Below are 19187 nucleotides of genomic sequence, written 5' to 3'. Positions count from 1 at the left end.
GCGGAGGCGACCCCCACCCGCCCCCAGAAACCTGAGGACGGGTGAGGCAGGTAGACCGCTACAGCCTACCCAGGAGCGTTATAGGCTCCTTATGCTTCCAGGTCGAAAGCCTCCATCGGGGGGCATTCGCACACGAAGTTACGGTCACCGCCCGCGCCATCAATACGACCCACCGAAGTGAAGTACTTGTTAGCGCGCAGGCTCGGAACCGGGAAAGCGGCCTGAGTACGGCTGTAGGGGCGATCCCACTCATCAGCGCTCACCACATCAACGGTGTGCGGTGCGTTGCGCAGAACCGAATCCTCCACAGCGACCTTGCCCTCAGCCACCTCGATAATCTCGTCGTAGATGGTCTCCATTGCCTCAATGAAGCGGTCCAGCTCTTCCTTCGACTCAGACTCAGTCGGCTCAACCATCAGGGTGCCCGGAACCGGGAACGCCAGGGTCGGAGCGTGGAAGCCGAAGTCCATCAGACGCTTGCAGACATCCTCAGCAGTCACGTGAGACTGATCGGTCAGCTGGCGCAGGTCCAGGATGCACTCGTGAGCGACCAGACCGCCGGGGCCGGTGTACAGCACCGGGTACTTGTCGTTGAGCTTCTTCGCAATGTAGTTAGCGTTCAGCACCGCGTACTGCGAAGAGTCCTTCAGACCCTGAGCGCCAGTCATCGCAATGTACATCCAGCTAATCGGCAGAACGCCGGCAGAGCCGAAGAACGCCTGCGAAATCGGCAGTGCAGCATCGTTGGGGAGCTTACCCTCAGCATCAGCGCGGTATGCGTCACCGGGCAGGAACTTCGCCAGGTGCTCACGAACAGCCAGCGGGCCAACACCGGGGCCGCCACCACCGTGAGGAATGGAGAAGGTCTTGTGCAGGTTCAGGTGCGAAACATCGCCGCCGAACTTACCGGGCTGAGCGAAGCCCATCTGAGCGTTCAGGTTCGCACCGTCCAGGTACACCTGGCCGCCAGCCTCGTGAACCAGCTGGCAAACCTCAGCAACCTGCTCCTCAAACACACCGTGAGTGGAGGGGTAGGTAATCATGATGCCGGCAACCTTGGGACCGTACTTCTCGATCTTTGCCTTCAGGTCGTCAACATCAATAGAACCGTCAGCCGCAGTTGCCACACCGGCAACCTTCAGACCAGCCAGAGCAGCAGATGCCGCGTTGGTGCCGTGAGCAGACAGCGGAATCAGGACGGTATCGCGCTCGTGGTCGCCGTTAGCCTCGTGGAAGGAACGGATAGCGCGCAGACCAGCGTACTCACCGGTCGCACCCGAGTTCGGCTGCAGGGAAATAGCATCGTAACCGGTAATAGCAACCAGCCACTCGCTCAGGTCCTTAATCAGCTCGTGCCAGCCCTCAGCCTGATCCTCCGGGACCAGCGGGTGAATGTTCGCGAACTCGGGCCAGGAGATGGGCTCCATCTCAGCAGCTGCATTCAGCTTCATGGTGCACGAACCCAGCGGAATCATGGTGCGGTCAAGCGCCAGGTCCTTATCGGCGAGGTGACGCAGGTAGCGCATCATCTCGGTCTCGGAGCGGTACTTGTGGAAAATCGGGTGCTGCATGTAGTCGTCGGTACGCAGCAGCTCAGCGGGCAGATCGTACTGTGCATCTGCCTCACCCAGGGTACCGCCCAGAGCCTCAACCAGGCTCTTGAGCAGTTCCTCACCGTGAGACTCACCCACGGAAATACCAACACGGTTCTCGTCGAAGCGGCGGATGTTCACGCCAGCTTCCAGAGCCTTCGCAACCAGCTCGTCAGCGCGGCCAGGAGCCTCCACCACGACCGTGTCGAAGAAAGTGTCGTGAGCAATGCCGTAGCCCGCAGCCTTCAGCGCGGTAGCAACACGAGCGGCGTTGGTGTGCAGACGGTTCGCGATAGCGCGCAGACCCTCAGGACCGTGGTACATCGCGTAAGCGCCAGCAACAATCGCCAGCAGAGCCTGAGCAGTACAAATATTGGAAGTAGCCTTCTCACGGCGGATGTGCTGCTCACGAGTCTGCAGAGCCAGACGGTACGCGGGCTTACCGGCAGAGTCCTTAGAAACACCCACCAGACGACCGGGCATGGTGCGTTCCATACCCTTGTGAACAGCCATGTACGCAGCGTGGGGGCCACCGAAGAAGAAGGGCAGACCGAAACGCTGAGTGTTACCCACAGCGATATCAGCGCCCAGCTCACCCGGGGACTTCAGCAGGGTCAGAGCCAGCAGGTCAGCGACAACGGTGACCAGAGCATTACGCTCCTTAGCGGCCTTAATCAGCGGCTCAATATCGCGAATCTCGCCCTCGTTGCCGGGGTACGCCAGGACGATACCGTACAGGTCGCCCTCGGGCAGGCCCTCAGAGAAATCAGTAATCACGAAAGGAATGCCGAGCATCTCTGCACGACCACGAGTCACCGAAATAACCTGAGGCAGGCAACGGGAGTCAATGGCGAAGAAGCCGTTCTTGACCTTGCGGTTTGCGCGGTGCATCATGACAGCTGCTTCAGCCACGGCAGAAGCCTCATCCAGCAGGGAGGAGTTTGCAATCTCCAAGCCGGTCAGTTCCATCACGGTGTTCTGGAAGTTCAGCAGAGCCTCCAGACGGCCCTGAGAAATCTCAGCCTGGTACGGGGTGTAAGAAGTATAGAAACCGGGGTTTTCCAGAATGTTACGGCGCAGAACTGCGGGAGTTACAGCATCGTAGTATCCGGCACCAATCATCTGGGCGAGAACCTTATTCTTCGCTGCATAGCCGGCAATCTTTGCCTGAGCCTCATGCTCCGACAGCGGAGCAGGCAGCTGCAGATCGCCGTCAAGGCGAATCTGAGAAGGGACAACAGCGTCCATCAGCGCATCCAGGGAGGAATATCCCAGGGTTTCGAGCATCTGCTCTGCGTCTGCGGAACGGGGGCCGAGATGACGTTCAATAAAGGACATAGGGTTCTCCTATTGGTCGGCGCAAACCGTAGAGGGGTCACGTCGCGCTATTGCGACGAGTCGAACATCTTAAGTGTCCCACATCTCCACAAAGTTTTGCCAGCTTTATCAGCATTCGACATGCCAGAATATCAAGCTCTTCTGCCCGCTAATCTGCCCGCTAAACCCCCTCCCCGTTAGACGAAAAACAGCAGAAAACACAAAGTCCGGCCCGTTCTCTCCGAAGAGAAAACGAGCCGGACTCAGCCAAAGCAAACTTCACATACATCCCGCAGAAGGATGTACTAGAAGACCCTACTTAGCGTGGTTGAGCTTGCCACCGTGCGGCACCAGGAATGCCGACAGGAAAGCCAGAGCCGCAGTCACAGCCAGCAGCATCAGACCAACAAAGTAGTTGTTGTGCTCCTGGTTGTAGGTTGCACCCATCACCAGCGGCGGGAAGAAGCCACCCAGAGCACCAGCAGCAGCAATCACACCGGACACCGCGCCAACGTTCTTCGGGTCAGCTGCACGACCCACCCAGCCGAAGACCGAGCCGTGGCCCAGACCCAGCAGAGCAGCCATCAGAATGAAGACAGCACCATACACGTGCTCAGCATTAGGCTGGAACGCGGTAATAACTGCCAGAATCACCACACCACCCAGGGAGATGAGGGAGATAACCTTCGGACCGAACTTATCAGCCAGAACACCACCGAAGGGACGAGCGATCACAGCAGCAGCCGCAAAGCCAGCCGCACGCATACCAGCGTCGTTAGCGTTGAAGCTGTAGATGTTGCTCAGGTAAGTAGGCAGGTAGTTCGAGAATGCCACGAACGCACCGAACACAACAGCGTAGAGGAAGCACAGCTGCCAAGTGGTCTTCACCTTGAATGCCTGAATAATCTTCGGCATCAGCGGAGTAACCTCACGGCCTACAGTTGCCGGAGAATCCTTCAGGAAGAAGAAAGAAATAGCAGCGGTCACAGCACAGATAACAGCAATTAGAACGTGAGTCTGGAAGTAACCAATACCCTGCACCAGGCGGGGGGTAGCGAATGCAGAAATTGCAGTACCCACCATGCCGGCACCGAACACACCGGTCGCAAAGCCCTTCTTGGAAGCGTCATACCATGCGGAGCTGAAGGGAATACCCACAGCGAACACGGTACCCGCAATACCCAGGAAGAATGCCACAACAAGCAGCATGGGCAGCGAGTTCAGCTGACCAGCAACACCAACCAGGAAGACCAGGGGCGCGCTAATCGCCAGAACAACGGTGAACATGATACGACCACCGTAGCGGTCAGTCAGACCGCCAACGGGAATACGGCCAATAGCGCCGATAAAAATCGGCATAGCAACCAGAAGGCTGGTCATACCAGCGTCCAGGTGCATCTGCTTTGCATACATCTTCGCCAGCGGGCCAACAACGGTCCACGCCCAGAAACCAATGGTTGAGGCGAAGGTTGCAAGCAAAACGTTACGGAGCTGACCATTCTTCAGGTCGTAGCTCGGTGCAGCAGGGGTGCTCATATTTCCTCTTTTGCAATATGGATGTGTGTATTAGCGGTCGGCGCGCTCACGCGGGAGAGTGCCTACCGGGTCCCAACCTCGACGTGCACCAACACGCTGGCCGCCACGAGAGCGGTACACGGTGTAGGGGCGGAAGAGGTAGTGCAGGGGCACAGTCAGTGCGTGCACCAGGCGGGTAAAGGGCCAAATGATGAACAGAACCATAGCCACCACGATGTGAATCTTGAAAGCCACAGGAATATTCACCATCAGAGCCACCTCAGGGTGGAAGTAGAACAGCGAACGGAACCAAACAGCAATGGTCTCACGGTAGTTGAAGTGAACCTCGTGACCATTTACCGGAGGCAAACCGCCCGAGGGGTTCACAGCCGAAAGCAGAGTAGCCGCAGTACCAGCGAGAATCACCAGAACCAAAACGACATACATCAGAACGTCATTACGAGTGGTAGCCGAACGCACACGAGAGTTCGAAACACGACGACCAATCAGAACGAACATACCAATAATGGTCGCAACCGCGGCAACAGAACCGCCAGCCAGCGCCACAATGTGGTAAGTGTCCTCCGAAATGACCAGGTCAGTGAGTGCCTTAGGCACCAGCAGACCACCAACATGGCCAAGGAACACGGCCGCAAGACCGTAGTGGAACAGGGGCGAAGCGATGCGCAGCAGCTTCGACTCATAGACCTGGGACGAGCGGGTAGTCCATCCGAACTGGTCAGTACGGTAACGCCAAATGGTGCCACCAATCAGAACGACCAGTGCAACATAGGGCAGAACGCCCCACAGCAGGATGTCAACAATACCCGGATCGGCTACAGCCTGTGCAGCATGTCCTGCGTTCTCAGAAGCAAGTACGTACACGTGTTGTCTCCTCACAAGGGATAAAACTAGTTAGAACGAGCCGAAGCCTGCTGGAGCAGCTGATGATCAGCGTAACCATTCAAGCCAACAGTCTCGACGGGAGGGCCGTAGCCAGCCATCTTCTGAACCTCCTCCTGAGTCTGCGGAGAGACGCCAGGAAGGGTATCGCAGATGCTCTGCAACAACCCGTAGTGGGGCAGATTTCCGTCCTTCATGGACAGACGAAGAAGCTCAAGGGACGGACGGTACGCTTGCAAAGCAGAACGGCCCTTACGGCGATCCACCAACGCACAGAACTCCAGCACCAGCGGCAGGTAATCCGGAAGCTCACCATTCAAAACGGTCAACATACCGGAGTCGCGGTACATCTGCTTGAAACGCAGAAGAGTCTCACCACGGCGGCGGGTATCGCCATCGGTCCAGTAGGACAGATGCAACGAATGACGACGGGAAAGGTCGTATTCCTGCACGTACTCGGACTGCACATCCTCCAGGTCCTTAGAAGTCAGCCACTGCTGAACCGCATCAACGGCAGCAATGAAAGCCTCATCCTGGGTGGAAGCGGCAATCTCGACCAGTTCGGGCAGAACCTTCAGAGTTTCCTCATCGGGGTAGCCCAGGAGCATACCGCTCACCTGGTAGATTACCGAGTCCTTATCCTCGCCGGGACCGTAATCGATATCGAACGGGTTCTCCGGCTGAGCCGGCTCCGAGACAGCAGCCTCGGAACCGGCCTTGCCCATGAGCTTGGAAAAGAATCCAGCCACTTATTACTTCTTTCCGGTGGTATTCGGGAAGAGGCCGTCAGGACGGGAAGAACCGTCCCAGCTGAACAAGCTGACCTTGTTGTTAGCCTCGTAGACACCGGTGGACACGGGGGTCGGGCGACCCTCCATGTCGTTGAACGCATCGCCGTACATGCCGGGTCCGCCATCCACGCTCAGGGAGCAGCCCATTTCCTCAAGGTTGTGGGCGTCTTCCATGTGAGCCTTAGGAATGACGTAACGCTCGTTGTACTTAGCAATAGCCATCAGACGGTACATCTCGTACACCTGCTGACCGGTCATGCCGACAGCCTGAGCGATCTCCTCGTTGCCTTCGCCACCGAGGTTGATGTCACGCATGTACGAACGCATCGCAGCCAGGCGGCGCAGAACGTTAGTAACAACCTCAGTGTCACCAGCGGTGAACAGCTCAGCCAGGTACTCAACCGGAATACGGAGAGACTCAATAGCGCCGAACAGGTTGTTGCTGTTCTCTGCATCGTGGCCCTGCTCCTTGAGCAGGTCAACAATCGGAGACAGCGGCGGCACGTACCAAACCATCGGCATGGTGCGGTACTCGGGGTGCAGGGGCAGAGCCACCTTCCACTCCTTCGCCAGCTTGTACACGGGCGACTTCTGAGCTGCAGTAATCCACGCCTCGGGGATGTCGTTCTTACGAGCCTGCTCAATCACAGCCGGATCCGAAGGATCAAGCATCAGCGACAGCTGAGCCTCGTAAAGGTCCTTCTCATCCTCAACCGAAGCAGCCTCAGTCACGCGGTCTGCATCGTAGAGGAAGATACCGATGTAGCGCATACGACCAACACAGGTCTCAGCACACACGGTCGGGATACCAGCCTCAATACGGGGGTAGCAGAAGGTACACTTCTCAGCCTTACCCGTCTTGTGGTTGAAGTACACCTTCTTGTAGGGGCAGCCGGTGATGCACTGACGCCAACCGCGGCAACGGTCCTGGTCAACCAGAACAATGCCGTCCTCAGCACGCTTGTAGATAGCGCCGGAGGGGCAAGAAGCCATGCAGGAGGGGTTCAGGCAGTGCTCACAAATACGAGGCAGGTAGAACATGAAGGTCTGCTCGAACTCGAACTTAATCTTGTCCTCAGCCTTCTTGCGAACCTTCTCAACCAGCGGGTCCAGGTGACCGTACTCGGTCGCACCAGCCAGGTTGTCGTCCCAGTTCATACCCCACTCGACCTTGGTGTCCTCACCGGTGATGAGGGAGACCGGCTTAGCAGCCGGGAAGTCATCACCCAGAGGAGCACTGGTCAGGTTCTGGTAATCGTAGGTCCAGGGCTCGTAGTAGTCGTTCAGCTCGGGCTGAATCGGGGAAGCGAAAATCGTGAAGAGCTTCTGGAAGCGGTTACCGCTCTTGAGCTCCAGACGACCGCGCTTGTTCAGCACCCAGCCGCCCTTCCACTTCTCCTGATCCTCGTAACGGCGGGGGTAACCCTGACCGGGACGAGTCTCAACGTTGTTGAACCAGACGTACTCGGTACCGGCTCGGTTCGTCCATGCCTGCTTACAGGTCACGGAGCAGGTGTGGCAGCCGATGCACTTATCGAGCGCCATCACCATCGCAACTTGTGCCATAACGCGCATTAGAAAGTTACCTCCTGGGACTTACGGCGACGGATGTACGAGACGATGTCTCGCTGGTTACCGGTCGGTCCAAGATAGTTGAAGGCGAACGCCTGGTGAGCGTAGCCACCAATCATGTGGGTGGGCTTCAGAAGAATACGGGTCACCGAGTTGTGAATACCACCGCGCTTGCCGGTGACTTCAGACTTCGGGCTAACCATACGCTCCTGAGCGTGGTAAACGAAGCAGATACCCTCGGGCATACGGTGCGAAACGACCGCACGACCGACGAAGACACCGTTGGTGTTCACACACTCAATCCACTCGCCGTCCTTGACGCCAATCTTCTCAGCGTCCTGCGGGCTCATCCACGCAGTCGGACCACCACGGAACATGCTGAGCATGTAGTGGTTATCGAAGTACTGCGAGTGAATTGCCCACTTGTTGTGCGGGGTCAGGTAGCGAACAGCAACCGAAACACCATCGGTAGTACCGAGCTCGGGCTCGTTGTACAGGCCGGTCATATCCAGCGGCGGACGGTAAATCGGCAGAGCCTCGCCCATTTCGTGCATCCAGTCGTGGTCGAGGAAGAAGTGCATACGGCCGGTCAGGGTGTGGAACGGCTTCTTCTTCTCGATGTTGACGGTGAACGGAGCGTAGCGGCGACCGCCGGTCTCCGAACCGGACCACTCGGGGGAGGTCATCACGGGCTGCGGTGCGGACTGGGTCATGGGGAAGGTGATACGACGTTCCTCGTTACCTTCTGCCAGATCCATCAGGTGCAGACCGGTCTGCTTCTCGAGCTCCTTGAAGCCCTTGATAGCAACCTCACCGTTAGAGGTACCGGAAATCATGAGGATTGCTTCAGAAATCTTCACGTCGGTATCCAGTGCCGGACGGCCTGCGCCCTTACCGGAGTCCATCACGCCGAATTCCTTAGCCATCTTCGCGACTTCGTCCTTCAGATCGTAAGTGATGAACTTGGTGGTAGCACCGAGCTTATCGAACAGCGGGCCAACGGTGGTGTACATGTCGTACAGGGCACCGTAGTCACGCTCGACAGTGACGAAGTTCGGCATGTTCTTGCCGGGTACGCCCTCCATACCGGGGGTGTTCTTCCAGTCGGGTGCGTGGCCGCCGGGCTGAGCAATCTGGCCGGGGGTGTCGTGCAGCAGCGGGACCGAAACGATGTCCTTGCGGACGCCGAGGTGCTTCTTAGCCAGGCGAGTGAACTCGTATGCCAGAGCCTTGAAGGTCTCGTGGTCGGTCTTTGCCTCCCACGGCGGGTCAATCGCCGGGGAGAACGCGTGCAGGAACGGGTGCATATCGGTCGAGGAGATATCGTGCTTCTCGTACCAGGTTGCAGTCGGCAGAACGATGTCAGACAGCAGGGTAGTGGAGGTCATACGGAAGTCCGAGGTGACCAGCAGATCCAGCTTGCCCTGAGGTGCTTCATCAACCCACTTCACTTCGTTCGGCAGCTTCTCCGAATCGGAGCCCTGGACGTTGTCCATGCTACCGACCAGGTGCTTCAGGAAGTAGCTCTCACCCTTAGCGGAGGAACCGAACAGGTTCGAACGCCACAGGGTCAGGGTACGAGGCCAGTTGACGGGGTTGTCGACGTCCTCAACGGCGAACTCCAGGTCACCGGAGTTCAGGCGCTTTGCGATGTAGTCCGCGTTCGAGGAAGCCTCACCGCGTGCCACTGCCTGCTCTGCCTTCTCAGCCAGTTCCAATGAGTTCTCGGGGAACTGCGGGTAGAACGGCATCCAGCCCATGCGCACGGAGCGTGCCACAACGTCAGCAGTGTGAACGTCGCGCAGCTCGCCCTTAGCCAGCGGGGACTGCAGGTAGTCGGTGGAGTATGCATCCTGACGGAACTGGTCAGTATGCATGTACCAGAAGCCGGTACCGATCATGTGACGCGGCGGGCGGCTCCAGTCCAGAGCGTTCGCAATGTTGGTCAGACCGGTCAGCGGACGTGCCTTCTCCTGGCCCACGTAGTGAGCCCAACCGCCACCGTTACGGCCCTGGCAACCGGTCAGGTTCAGCAGGGCGAGGATAGCGCGGTAGGTGGTGTCAGCGTGGTACCACTGGCAGATACCTGCACCGAAGATAATCATGGAGCGACCGCCGGAATCCAGGGCGCTCTTGGAGAACTCGCGGGCAACGCGGATAACAGCCTCGGCGGGGACAGAAGTAATCTGCTCCTGCCATGCCGGGGTGTTCTGAACGTTCCAGTCCTCGTAGTCCTTAGCCCAGGTACCGGGCAGACCCTCACGGCCCACACCGTACTGTGCCAGCATGATGTCGAAGACGGTGGTGACTTCGTGGCCTTCAACGTAGGCTACGGGCACACCGCGGGTAATGACGTCGCCGTGACCCTTCGGGTTATCGAAGGTCGGCATCTTAATCTCAACAGCTGCAGACTGACCCTGGGGCAGGTCGCGAATCGACAGAATCGGTTTACGACCCTGCAGGTCCAGGTTCCACTTGCCCTGGTCTTCCTGAGCGTAACGGTGGCCCATGGTGCCGTTGGGCACGAAGACCTCGCCGGTCTCGCGGTCCATCAGGACGGGCTTGAAGTCAGCGTTCGCCTGCTCAGCCTCACCAGCGAGCTTAGCTGCGGTCAGGAACTTGGAGGGGACCTTCACGCCGTCTTCGCGGGTTTCCAGGGTGACCAGGAAGGGAAGGTCGGTGTAGGTCAGGGAGAAGTCCTCGAAGAACTCGACACGCTGGTCGACGTAGTTCTCCTTGAGGATGACGTGTCCCATTGCCATAGCCAGTGCCGCGTCGGTACCTGCCTGTGCGGGCAGCCACTCATCAGCGAACTTGGTGTTGTCGGCGTAGTCGGGGCTCACGGTGACAACCTTGGTACCGCGGTAGCGAACCTCGGAGACCCAGTGAGCGTCCGGGGTACGGGTCAGCGGAACGTTTGCACCCCACATGATGAGGTATGCAGCGTCCCACCAGTCGCCGGACTCGGGAACGTCGGTCTGGTCGCCGAAGACCTGCGGGGAAGCCACGGGAAGGTCGGCGTACCAGTCGTAGAAGCTGGTCATGACGCCACCGGTCAGCTGGATGTAGCGAACACCCGCGCTGAAGGAGGCCATAGACATTGCCGGAATCGGAGTGAAGCCGGTGTTACGGTCGGGACCGTAGTACTTGATGGTGTGCACGTGAGCAGCAGCCATCAGCTCGAGAGCCTCAGCCCAGGTCGAACGCACCAGACCACCTTTACCGCGTGCGTTAACGTAGCGTGCACGCTTGGCGGGGTCGGACACGATGGAGTGGAAGGCGTCCACGGGATCGTTGTGGATTGCCTTCGCTTCGCGGTACATCTCCAGCAGGAGACCGCGAACGTAGGGGTACTTAACGCGGGTGGGAGAGTAGGTGTACCACGAGAATGCTGCACCGCGGGGGCAACCACGGGGCTCGTACTCGGGGCGGTCGGGACCAACCGAGGGGTAGTCGGTTTCCTGTGCTTCCCAGGTGATAATGCCGTCCTTGACGTACACCTTCCAGGAGCAGGAGCCGGTGCAGTTCACGCCGTGGGTAGAGCGAACTTCCTTATCGTGGCTCCAACGGTCTCGGTAGAAGGCGTCACCTTCGCGGCCGCCTTCACGGAAGACGGCGCGGCCGTCTTCAGTCTCATCCCAGCGGGAGAAGAACTTACCGAACTTGATCAGCTGATCGGTAAGGGGGCCATCCGGGCCCTTAATCTGTGATGCTTGTTCCATACTGCCCAATATATCTGAAAATTGGCATGGAAAATACGAGATAAAAACCTTGCCTAATTCATACGAAATAAGGGTGTTTTAGACCGTAAGCCAGGCAGAAATTCCACCCTCAAGCATGTACACAGAACGCTCCTCCAGAGGGGCTATTTCACGAGCAGCCTCGACCGTTCGAGTGTATCCAGTGCAGTAAATAACGATTTTCTGGGCATTTGCGGGGATTTTACGCTCAATTAGGGCCTTGAGAGAGCCATTTCGTGCCGCCTCAAGCAGTTCAGTGAGGGGCAGATTAATAGCGCCCTCAATGGCGAAAGCATTGAATTCCACCTGCTCACGAACGTCCAAAAGGGCAATATTTTCACCCAATGACACCTTTTTAAGGTCCTGAGCGCTTATCGAGCGAGGTTTTGAGTCGGCAGAAGTGCTTGTAAAATCCTGAGAAATATTACGAATTGTTACATTATTTTTGGGGTTATGACTCTTTTTAGCCGGCAAATCAGCGTTTTTCTTAGGCTGAGCTTGCACGCTAGCTACAAGAGGTATATATTCCCACCTCCCGCTTAACGCCGAATATAGGCCAACCTCACCCATCAGCGGCTCCCCCACCCCGGTCAGCAACTTAACGGCTTCCATAGCCATCGCGGCACCCACCACGCCAGCCATAGCACCCACCACACCGGCGGTACTACACGACGGCACGCTGCCAGCCGCAGGAGCCTGAGGGTACAAATCCTCATACACCGGACCGTGCCCCGCCCAAAACACGCTCAACTGCGCATCAAAGCCAAGAATCGCAGCCCACACATGCGGAATCCCAGCACGCGCAGCCGCCGCCGACACCACATAACGAGACTCAAAATTATCGCTACCATCCAGCACCACATCAGCACCAGACAAAAGCTCATCAACATTCGCCTCCGTCAGACGCTCACGTACCGGCAACACCTCAATCAAAGGATTCAGCGAGCGCAAAGACTCAGCGGCAGACTCAGCCTTAGAATTACCCACCCTGGCATGCGTATGGATCACCTGGCGGTGCAGATTCGAAGCATCCACGAAGTCATCATCAACCACCACGATCTGACCGACACCGGCACCCGCCAGGTACAGCAGCGCGGGAGCGCCCAAACCACCAGCACCCAACACCACCACGCGTGCGCCCTTGAGCGCCAGCTGAGCCTCATACCCCATTTCGGGCAGAATCAGCTGACGAGAATAGAACGCACGCTCAGCGGCAGAGAGCTCGCTCGCACTGCGAGAGGTGTGAGAAGACATAAGGGTTCCTCGCATCAAGTAGTAGAGGTAGCTTGCAATTTCAGGAATCTAAGCCTCAAGGAGAATAAGCCTGCCCGAGAGAAATCCCCCTGGCAGACTTATATAGCGATATCAGAATACTCAGAAGGCTAAGCGGGCGAAGTATCCACACCAACCCACTCGATGCTTCCATCGAGCAGTTCCTGTTCCTTCCAAATCGGCACACGAGCCTTCACCCGGTCAGCCACCAGCTCACAGGCATCAAATGCGCGGCCACGGTGAGCAGCAGAAGCCATTACGGTCAGAGCCGACTCACCAATAGCAATCGGCCCCACACGGTGCACAGCCCACAGACGCACGCCGTCCAGCTCGGCAGCAACCTCGGCGGCAACCTCCGCAATATACTCACGAGCCTGCGGATGCGCACTATAGGACAGCCCGCGCACCGCGCTACCGTGATCATGGTTGCGCACAATGCCATCAAAAATTACCAGGGCACCCATGGCGTCAGTCATGACCTCCGCCTTAGCCGCCGCGTACAGCGGTTCCAGGGGAGCTTCCGTAATATCGGTGAACACCACGGTCGAGCCGCTCGGCTCAGCACCGTGCGCGCCCGAATGGTCCAGGGATTCTTCCTTCTGCGACTTAGTGGTCATGGTAGTCCTCCATCTGACGGCAAATGTGCTCAACAAGCGGGTCGAGGGTTGCCACGCCGTCCTTCACGCCACCGCGCGAACCGGGCAGGGTCATCACGAAGGTGCGATCAATGACGCCCGCCACGCCGCGTGAAAGCACCGCCGCGGGGACGTTCTTCAGACCGTTCATCCAGAAGGCATGCATGATGCCGGGCACTTCCTTATCCAGGTGGGGGCGAACCGCCTCCACGGTCTGGTCGTCAGAGTTCAGACCGGTACCGCCGCTGGTCAGAATGAACGTCGGCAGGTTACCGTTCTTCTTGCCCTCGGCCACCAGGGTGTTGAAGTACTCGACAATATCGCGGTCTTCAATGACCACGGCATCCGGGGTATCAAAGCCGCGCGAGCGCAACCACTCCACGGCGATGGGACCGGACTTATCCTCGTACACGCCGCGGGCTGCGCGGGTGGAGGCGACAATGACCAGGCCGGTGAGGTTCTCCGGCATGGTGTAGTCTTCGCTACTCATTGGCTTTCCTTTTCTGTATCTATCAGATGACGGGGGTGTGCTGCTGTAGCTTAGGAGTCCTCGCGGACGGACCAGTCGCCGGACTTGCCGCCGCTCTTCTCCAGAACACGAATATTAGTAATGACGGCGTGCTTATCGACTGCCTTAATCATGTCGAAAACGGTCAGTGCCGCCGAGGAGACAGCGGTCAGCGCCTCCATCTCTACGCCGGTGACGCCGCGGGTCTTCACGGACGCCTCAATACGCACAAAGTCGGTCCCACGCTCAAAGTCCACCGTGATCTTGCCCAGCGGCAGCGGGTGGCAGAGGGGAATGATTTCCGGGGTGCGCTTAGCGCCCATGATGCCGGCAACACGTGCGACCGGAAGCGCATCCCCCTTGGGCAGGTCAGCGTCAAAAATCATGGCGATAACGTCTTCGCGGGTGCGCACGGTTGCCTCGGCCAGGGCGGTACGGGTAGTGACCGACTTCTCCGTAACGTCCACCATGTGCGCCGAGCCGTCGGCGCGCACGTGGGTCAGTTCCTGGTTGGGCTGCGAGGTAGAGGTCATCGTTTCTCCTGGCTTCTGCGCGGTATTCTTCTGCCGCGAATCGTTACTTAGTGTGAGTCTCAATTATTCCTTGTCGTTGACGCAAGGAACAATGCGGGGGCATTTCGCTTAGTTATCGGTGAGGCGAATGCGGTGGTAGGGCACCGCCTCTCCCCCGGTGTAGGTGGTTCCGGGCGCCAGCTCAATGAGCACATCCGCCTGAGCGGCGCGGTGCAGCAGGTGCGATCCCGAGAGGACGTCCGGGTAGAGCTCCACCCGGTAGGTTCCGGGTTCCACCTCGACCATGGCGAGGGTGCCGCGCAGGAACTGGCGCTTAGTCGCAGGTGCGGTGAGCGGGGCTTCGGTGACGAGCACGCCTCGGGGTGCGTTGTTCAGGGTTGCCTGTTCGGAGGCGACCGCGTAGGGCACGCCGTAGGGGCCGCCGGCACGCAGGTAGGGGCGAAGAATCAGCGCGTACGAGATGAGCGTGCTCACAGGGTTTCCGGGGAAGGAAATCATGGGCACGCGGTGGCCCTTGAAGTCGAGCAGGTTCACGCCCTGGGGGCCGCCGGGCTGCTGGCTGACGTGGCCAAACCAGGAGATGGGCACCAGAATATCGGCTTCGTGTGCCTTGGCGATGGCGTTGCGGACCACCTCGTATTTGCCGTGGCTGATACCGCCGGAGGTGATGATGATGTCCGGTTTGAAGCTCTCGTACTCTGCTGCGAGGCGGTGCAGCAGCTCTACGGGGTCGTCACCGATAGCGATGCGGCGCACCTCCGCCCCGTCTTCGCGGAGCATGGCGGTGAGCATGGGGCCGTTGGCATCAAAAATCTGGCCTTGACCGAGCTCCTGAGTGGTGGCGCTTCCATCTTCTTCAACACCGGAGAGGATCTCGTCGCCGCCGGTGCACACGAGCACGCGGGGGCCGGCCGCAACGGTCAGGCGCGCATAGCCCTGGGATGCGAGCGCACCAAGCAGGGCGGGGGTGATGCGTTCACCGGCGCGTGCAAGGATCTGGCCGGTGACGACGTCTTCGCCGCGGCGGCGCACGAACTGTCCGGGCTTGCCGGGGGCGAGTTTAACCTTTTCGCTGGGGCGGCCGAAGGATTCGGGTAGGTCGGGGTATTCGATGCGTTCGGACTGTTCGACGGGGATGACGGCGTCGTAGCCCTTGGGCATGGGTGCGCCGGTCATGATGGGGTAGGTCAGGTCGTCGGAAGAGCGGGAACGCTGAAGGGGGCGGCCGGCGGGGATTTCGCGTCCGACGGTGAAGATGCGGTCTTCGCGTTCTGCGGCTTCGGCGGTGAGGGCGTAGCCGTCCATTTGGGAGTTGTCGAAGCTGGGTACGTCCATGCGTGCGGTGACGTCTTGGGCGAGGACGCGTCCTGCCGCTTGGTAGAGGGGAACCGTTTCTGCGGTGCCGATGAAGACTTCGCGTAGCAGTAGTGCCAGGTAGGCGCGGTATTCTTCGGTGCTGGGGGTTCCGTTGAATTCGGGGGAAATCATGGCGATTCCAATCGTGCGGCGGCAGTTATAACTAGTGTAGGTGTGTGTTTGCGGGCTGGTAAATGCAGTTTTACCTAAGGGCCGGTGTGGGCCGGGTGGTGTGCCGGGCAAGCGACGGGGCGGCTTATCGGGTGCTTTCGCGTAGTTTTTTCAGGGCGCGGATCAGGCCGAGGACCCCGAAGATGCCTAGGTAGAGGCTGATGAGAATCAGGGCGCTTCCGAGGGCACTGGGGATGTCGCTACTGTTGATGGCCAGGTCGATGGCAAGTGGGATGGTTTGGGTTTTGCCTTGCACGTTACCGGCGAAGGTGACGGTTGCGCCGTATTCGCCGAGAGCGCGGGCAAAGGAGAGCAGAAAGGCGGTGGCAAGGCCGGGCGCGGCGAGGGGTAGTAGCACTTTGAAGGTGATTTCTGCGGGTTTAGCACCTTCGACGAGGGCGATTTCTTCGTATTCGCGGGGAATAGCCTGCAGGGTGGTGACCGCGGTAGCAACGAAGAAGGGTAGGGCGACGAATACCTGGGCGATAATCACCGCGTTGGGGGTAAAGGGGATGGAGATTCCTGCCTGGTAGAGGTAGGTGCCGATCATGCCTTTTCGTCCCCAGAAGAAGAGCAACCCGAGGCCGGAGACGACCGGGGAGAGAATCACCGGGGTGTAGATGATGGCGTAGAGGACCGACCCGAACCGGTGCAGCCGCGAGCGGTTGAGCACTTTGGAGAGCACGAGCGCCAGGGGTGCACCAAGAAGCCCGCAGATGAGGGTGGAGGCGGCGGCTGTACTGAGGGAGAGGTTCGCCGCCCCGAGCACCTGCGGGGTGAAGATGCTACTGAGCTGGCTCCAGGGGATGTTGAGGAAGAGCCCGAGGAGCGGTCCGGCAATGAGGAAAATACCCAGCGACGCCGGAACCAGGAAGAGCACGGGCACGGAGGCGAAGAGTCTGCTTCCGGGTGTGCGTGAGGTTCCGGCGTTGCGATGGGTAGCGGTAGTGTCTGTCATGGGTGGTGAGACGCGGGTTGTTCCCTACTGTGTTGAATTACTTTGCGGTGCTGAAGCCGTACTCGGTGAGAATCTTCTTCGCCTCGTCGGAGTTCTTCAGCCATTCGTTGAACTTCTTGGCGGTTTCGGAGGAGGAGCCGGTCTTGCTGAGCGCTGCGGGGTATTCGTTGCGTTCCACGTCGGTCAGTTCGATGGAGCCGAGGTTGGCACCCTTCTTCTTGGCTGCGGCGAGGTCGGTGGTGTAGATGAAGCCCGCATCGGCGTTACCGGTGGTGACCTTGGTGGCTACGTCGGTGACCTTGCTTTCGGTGGTTGCGTTCTTGAGGGTGATGTCGTGCTTCTTCAGTTCCTGGTGGGCGATGGTGCCGCAGGGGACGTCTTCCTTGCAGACTGCAACGACGCCGTCGGTGGTCTTGAGGTCGTCGAGGCTGTTGATTTTGCCGGGGTTGCCTTCGGCGGTGACGAGCACGAGCTTATTGGTGACGAGGACGTCAGTCTTGGAGTCGGAGAACTGGTCGAGCTTCTTTGCTTTGTCCATGTTCTTGGTGTCTGCGGTGATGAGCAGGTCGGGGGTTGCGCCCTGCTCGATCTGGTTGACGAGCTTTGCGGAGCCTTCGTAGACGAAGGTGATGTCTACGCCGGGGTTGGCGGCTTCGTATGCCTTTTCGAGGTCTGCGCCGGCGTTGTTCAGGGAGGCAGCGGCGAAGACTTCGATCTTTCCGGAGGCTGCCTGGCTGCTCGTTGCAGAGGCGGTAGAAGAAGAGGAGCTCTGGGTGGCGCCGCATCCGGTGAGGGCGAGGGTTGCTGCAGCGAGCGCACTGAGGGCTGCGAGGGGGCTCTTCATGAGGTATTTCCTTGGTTGGTTCGTACTGCTATTGGAGGTGAGGTGCGTCCATGTGCGGGCTTTAATATGACGTTTCGTGTACGTCCCTAGCTTGTACACGTGGTGTTGTTTTGCCACTGTGGTCTGCGGTGGCGCAGTTGTAACTTACCCTGCACACACTATGTACGGGGCGCCTGAACATGGAATAATCATATTGTCACCTGAAATATGCAAATTTTCCACATAGGTTTTACATGGCGTACACGGCGAATTCGGCCTCTTCTGAGCTCATTGCGGGCCCAACGTTAAGCACCTTATCTTCTGCGGAGGATAACGGGGCTGCTTTTGTGACGCCCAAAAAATCTGAGAGTGGCGTAAAGGCCCAGCGTAAGCTCCCGAATATTACGAATAGCGGTCCGCTCTTGGACCGTTGGGGTCGCGTGGCGACTGATCTGCGTATCTCTCTGACCGATAAATGTAATCTTCGTTGCATTTATTGCATGCCGGCGGACGGTTTGCAGTGGCTCCCGAAGGAAAATCTGCTCTCCGCCGAGGAGATTGCGCGCCTTGCCGACATTGCGATTACTGAGCTGGACGTTGAGGAGATCCGCTTTACCGGTGGTGAGCCGCTGGTGCGCGCCGATCTAGTGGACATTATTTCCCGCATCCACCAGGCGCATCCGGATGTTCCGCTTGCTATTACGACGAACGGTATTGGTTTGGAGAAGCGTGCCGCCGCCCTGGCGGAGGCTGGTCTGACCCGCATCAATGTTTCTCTGGATACGATTTGCCGTGAAACCTTTGCCGAACTGACCCGCCGCGATAAGCTCGACGCAGTGCTCAAGGGTATTGACGGTGCTGCGGAGGCTGGCCTGTGGCCCATCAAGATTAATGCTGTTCTGATGCCGGGCCTGAACGATGATCAGGCTCCGGAGCTTCTGCGTTGGGCGTTGGCGGGCGGCTATCAGCTGCGTTTCATTGAGCAGATGCCGCTGGATGCCGATAACCGCTGGACCCGTGAGGGCACGATTACTGCCGCTGAGATTCGCGAGAAACTGTCGGCTGAGTATGTTCTGGGTTCGGTGGCGGAGGCGCGTGGCGACTCCCCCGCCCAGCTGTGGGAGGTGTACCCGCTCGGTACTGCCCTGGACGAGGCTGGCTTCCCGGCTGACGGTACCGAGTCGCTGGGCCGTGTGGGTATTATCGCGTCGGTGACGGAGTCGTTCTGCGGTGCGTGCACCCGCACCCGTCTGACTGCGGACGGCAAAATCCGCTCCTGTCTGTTCTCTGATACCGAGACTGATTTGATGCAGCTTCTGCGTTCTGGCGCTGACGATAAGCAGCTGGCTCTGCGTTGGCGTGAGGGCATGTGGTTCAAGCCGCGCGCCCACGGCAAGGAAGACGCTGACTTCGATATTGAGGAGTTCGCTAAGGCGAGCCGCTCGATGAGCGCTATTGGTGGCTAAGGAAGCCACTGTTCTCAGCCGAAGATGCACGGATA

Annotated in this window: 14 protein-coding genes; 1 reads left to right on the top strand and 13 read right to left on the bottom strand. The window is 58.8% G+C overall.

Annotated elements, in window-relative coordinates:
* Positions 1–89: 89 nt before the first annotated feature.
* From gcvP to modA, 13 genes are all read right to left on the bottom strand, one after another.
* Complete coding sequence (gcvP, locus tag ACP3RB_RS01330; protein WP_311452673.1) at positions 90–2930, bottom strand: aminomethyl-transferring glycine dehydrogenase; 2841 nt, start codon at positions 2928–2930, stop codon at positions 90–92.
* Positions 2931–3224: 294 nt separating this feature from the next.
* The gene (locus ACP3RB_RS01325; RefSeq protein WP_426699222.1) at positions 3225–4445 is read right to left on the bottom strand and encodes an MFS transporter; all 1221 of its coding nucleotides are present in this window, start codon (positions 4443–4445) and stop codon (positions 3225–3227) included.
* Positions 4446–4475: 30 nt separating this feature from the next.
* A complete protein-coding gene (gene narI / locus ACP3RB_RS01320; protein ID WP_060824416.1) occupies positions 4476–5309 on the bottom strand; it encodes a respiratory nitrate reductase subunit gamma in 834 nt (277 codons plus the stop codon).
* Positions 5310–5335: 26 nt separating this feature from the next.
* Complete coding sequence (gene narJ, locus ACP3RB_RS01315) at positions 5336–6076, bottom strand: nitrate reductase molybdenum cofactor assembly chaperone (RefSeq protein ID WP_219100824.1); 741 nt, start codon at positions 6074–6076, stop codon at positions 5336–5338.
* A 3-nt stretch (positions 6077–6079) separates the two neighbouring features.
* The gene (narH, locus tag ACP3RB_RS01310; protein WP_254755292.1) at positions 6080–7693 is read right to left on the bottom strand and encodes a nitrate reductase subunit beta; all 1614 of its coding nucleotides are present in this window, start codon (positions 7691–7693) and stop codon (positions 6080–6082) included.
* A complete protein-coding gene (locus tag ACP3RB_RS01305; RefSeq protein WP_311647133.1) occupies positions 7693–11412 on the bottom strand; it encodes a nitrate reductase subunit alpha in 3720 nt (1239 codons plus the stop codon). The genes narH and ACP3RB_RS01305 overlap by 1 nt, the downstream gene beginning before the upstream one ends.
* A 78-nt stretch (positions 11413–11490) precedes the next feature.
* Positions 11491–12684, bottom strand: a complete 1194-nt coding sequence (locus ACP3RB_RS01300) for a ThiF family adenylyltransferase (RefSeq protein ID WP_311473432.1) — start codon at positions 12682–12684, stop codon at positions 11491–11493.
* A gap of 128 nt (positions 12685–12812) precedes the next feature.
* Positions 12813–13319, bottom strand: coding sequence for a molybdenum cofactor biosynthesis protein MoaE (locus ACP3RB_RS01295; RefSeq protein WP_296705142.1), 507 nt, complete (start codon positions 13317–13319; stop codon positions 12813–12815).
* A complete protein-coding gene (locus tag ACP3RB_RS01290; protein ID WP_005508377.1) occupies positions 13309–13827 on the bottom strand; it encodes a MogA/MoaB family molybdenum cofactor biosynthesis protein in 519 nt (172 codons plus the stop codon). Before ACP3RB_RS01290 ends, ACP3RB_RS01295 begins: the two co-directional genes overlap by 11 nt.
* Before the next feature lie 50 nt (positions 13828–13877).
* On the bottom strand, positions 13878–14378 hold the full coding sequence (moaC, locus tag ACP3RB_RS01285) for a cyclic pyranopterin monophosphate synthase MoaC (protein ID WP_314672284.1): 501 nt from the start codon (positions 14376–14378) through the stop codon (positions 13878–13880).
* Between the two features lie 108 nt (positions 14379–14486).
* A complete protein-coding gene (locus ACP3RB_RS01280; RefSeq protein WP_426699221.1) occupies positions 14487–15866 on the bottom strand; it encodes a molybdopterin molybdotransferase MoeA in 1380 nt (459 codons plus the stop codon).
* A gap of 124 nt (positions 15867–15990) precedes the next feature.
* Positions 15991–16791 (bottom strand): ABC transporter permease, encoded by an 801-nt coding sequence (locus ACP3RB_RS01275; RefSeq protein WP_426699220.1) that lies wholly within the window; start codon positions 16789–16791, stop codon positions 15991–15993.
* A gap of 109 nt (positions 16792–16900) precedes the next feature.
* Positions 16901–17707: a molybdate ABC transporter substrate-binding protein gene (gene modA / locus ACP3RB_RS01270; RefSeq protein WP_314643414.1), complete on the bottom strand. Its 807-nt coding sequence runs from the start codon at positions 17705–17707 to the stop codon at positions 16901–16903.
* Positions 17708–17940: 233 nt separating this feature from the next.
* On the opposite strand from modA, the gene moaA reads away from it, so the two are divergent.
* A complete protein-coding gene (gene moaA, locus ACP3RB_RS01265; RefSeq protein ID WP_426699219.1) occupies positions 17941–19152 on the top strand; it encodes a GTP 3',8-cyclase MoaA in 1212 nt (403 codons plus the stop codon).
* Positions 19153–19187 lie beyond the last annotated feature (35 nt).

Origin of the sequence: Rothia mucilaginosa (genome assembly GCF_049990865.1) — a bacterium.
GTDB lineage: Bacteria > Actinomycetota > Actinomycetes > Actinomycetales > Micrococcaceae > Rothia > Rothia mucilaginosa_I.
The sequence above is the reverse complement of the archived record's forward strand: the minus strand, read 5'-3'. Positions and strand labels throughout refer to the sequence as shown.

Coding starts and splice junctions, on each gene's coding strand:
- moaC (WP_314672284.1), bottom strand. CDS start 14,378: ATGACCTCTACCTCGCAGCCCAACCAGGAACTGACCCACGTGCGCGCC.
- modA (WP_314643414.1), bottom strand. CDS start 17,707: ATGAAGAGCCCCCTCGCAGCCCTCAGTGCGCTCGCTGCAGCAACCCTC.
- narH (WP_254755292.1), bottom strand. CDS start 7,693: ATGCGCGTTATGGCACAAGTTGCGATGGTGATGGCGCTCGATAAGTGC.
- ACP3RB_RS01300 (WP_311473432.1), bottom strand. CDS start 12,684: ATGTCTTCTCACACCTCTCGCAGTGCGAGCGAGCTCTCTGCCGCTGAG.
- ACP3RB_RS01290 (WP_005508377.1), bottom strand. CDS start 13,827: ATGAGTAGCGAAGACTACACCATGCCGGAGAACCTCACCGGCCTGGTC.
- moaA (WP_426699219.1), top strand. CDS start 17,941: ATGGCGTACACGGCGAATTCGGCCTCTTCTGAGCTCATTGCGGGCCCA.
- gcvP (WP_311452673.1), bottom strand. CDS start 2,930: ATGTCCTTTATTGAACGTCATCTCGGCCCCCGTTCCGCAGACGCAGAG.
- ACP3RB_RS01325 (WP_426699222.1), bottom strand. CDS start 4,445: ATGAGCACCCCTGCTGCACCGAGCTACGACCTGAAGAATGGTCAGCTC.
- ACP3RB_RS01280 (WP_426699221.1), bottom strand. CDS start 15,866: ATGATTTCCCCCGAATTCAACGGAACCCCCAGCACCGAAGAATACCGC.
- ACP3RB_RS01305 (WP_311647133.1), bottom strand. CDS start 11,412: ATGGAACAAGCATCACAGATTAAGGGCCCGGATGGCCCCCTTACCGAT.
- ACP3RB_RS01295 (WP_296705142.1), bottom strand. CDS start 13,319: ATGACCACTAAGTCGCAGAAGGAAGAATCCCTGGACCATTCGGGCGCG.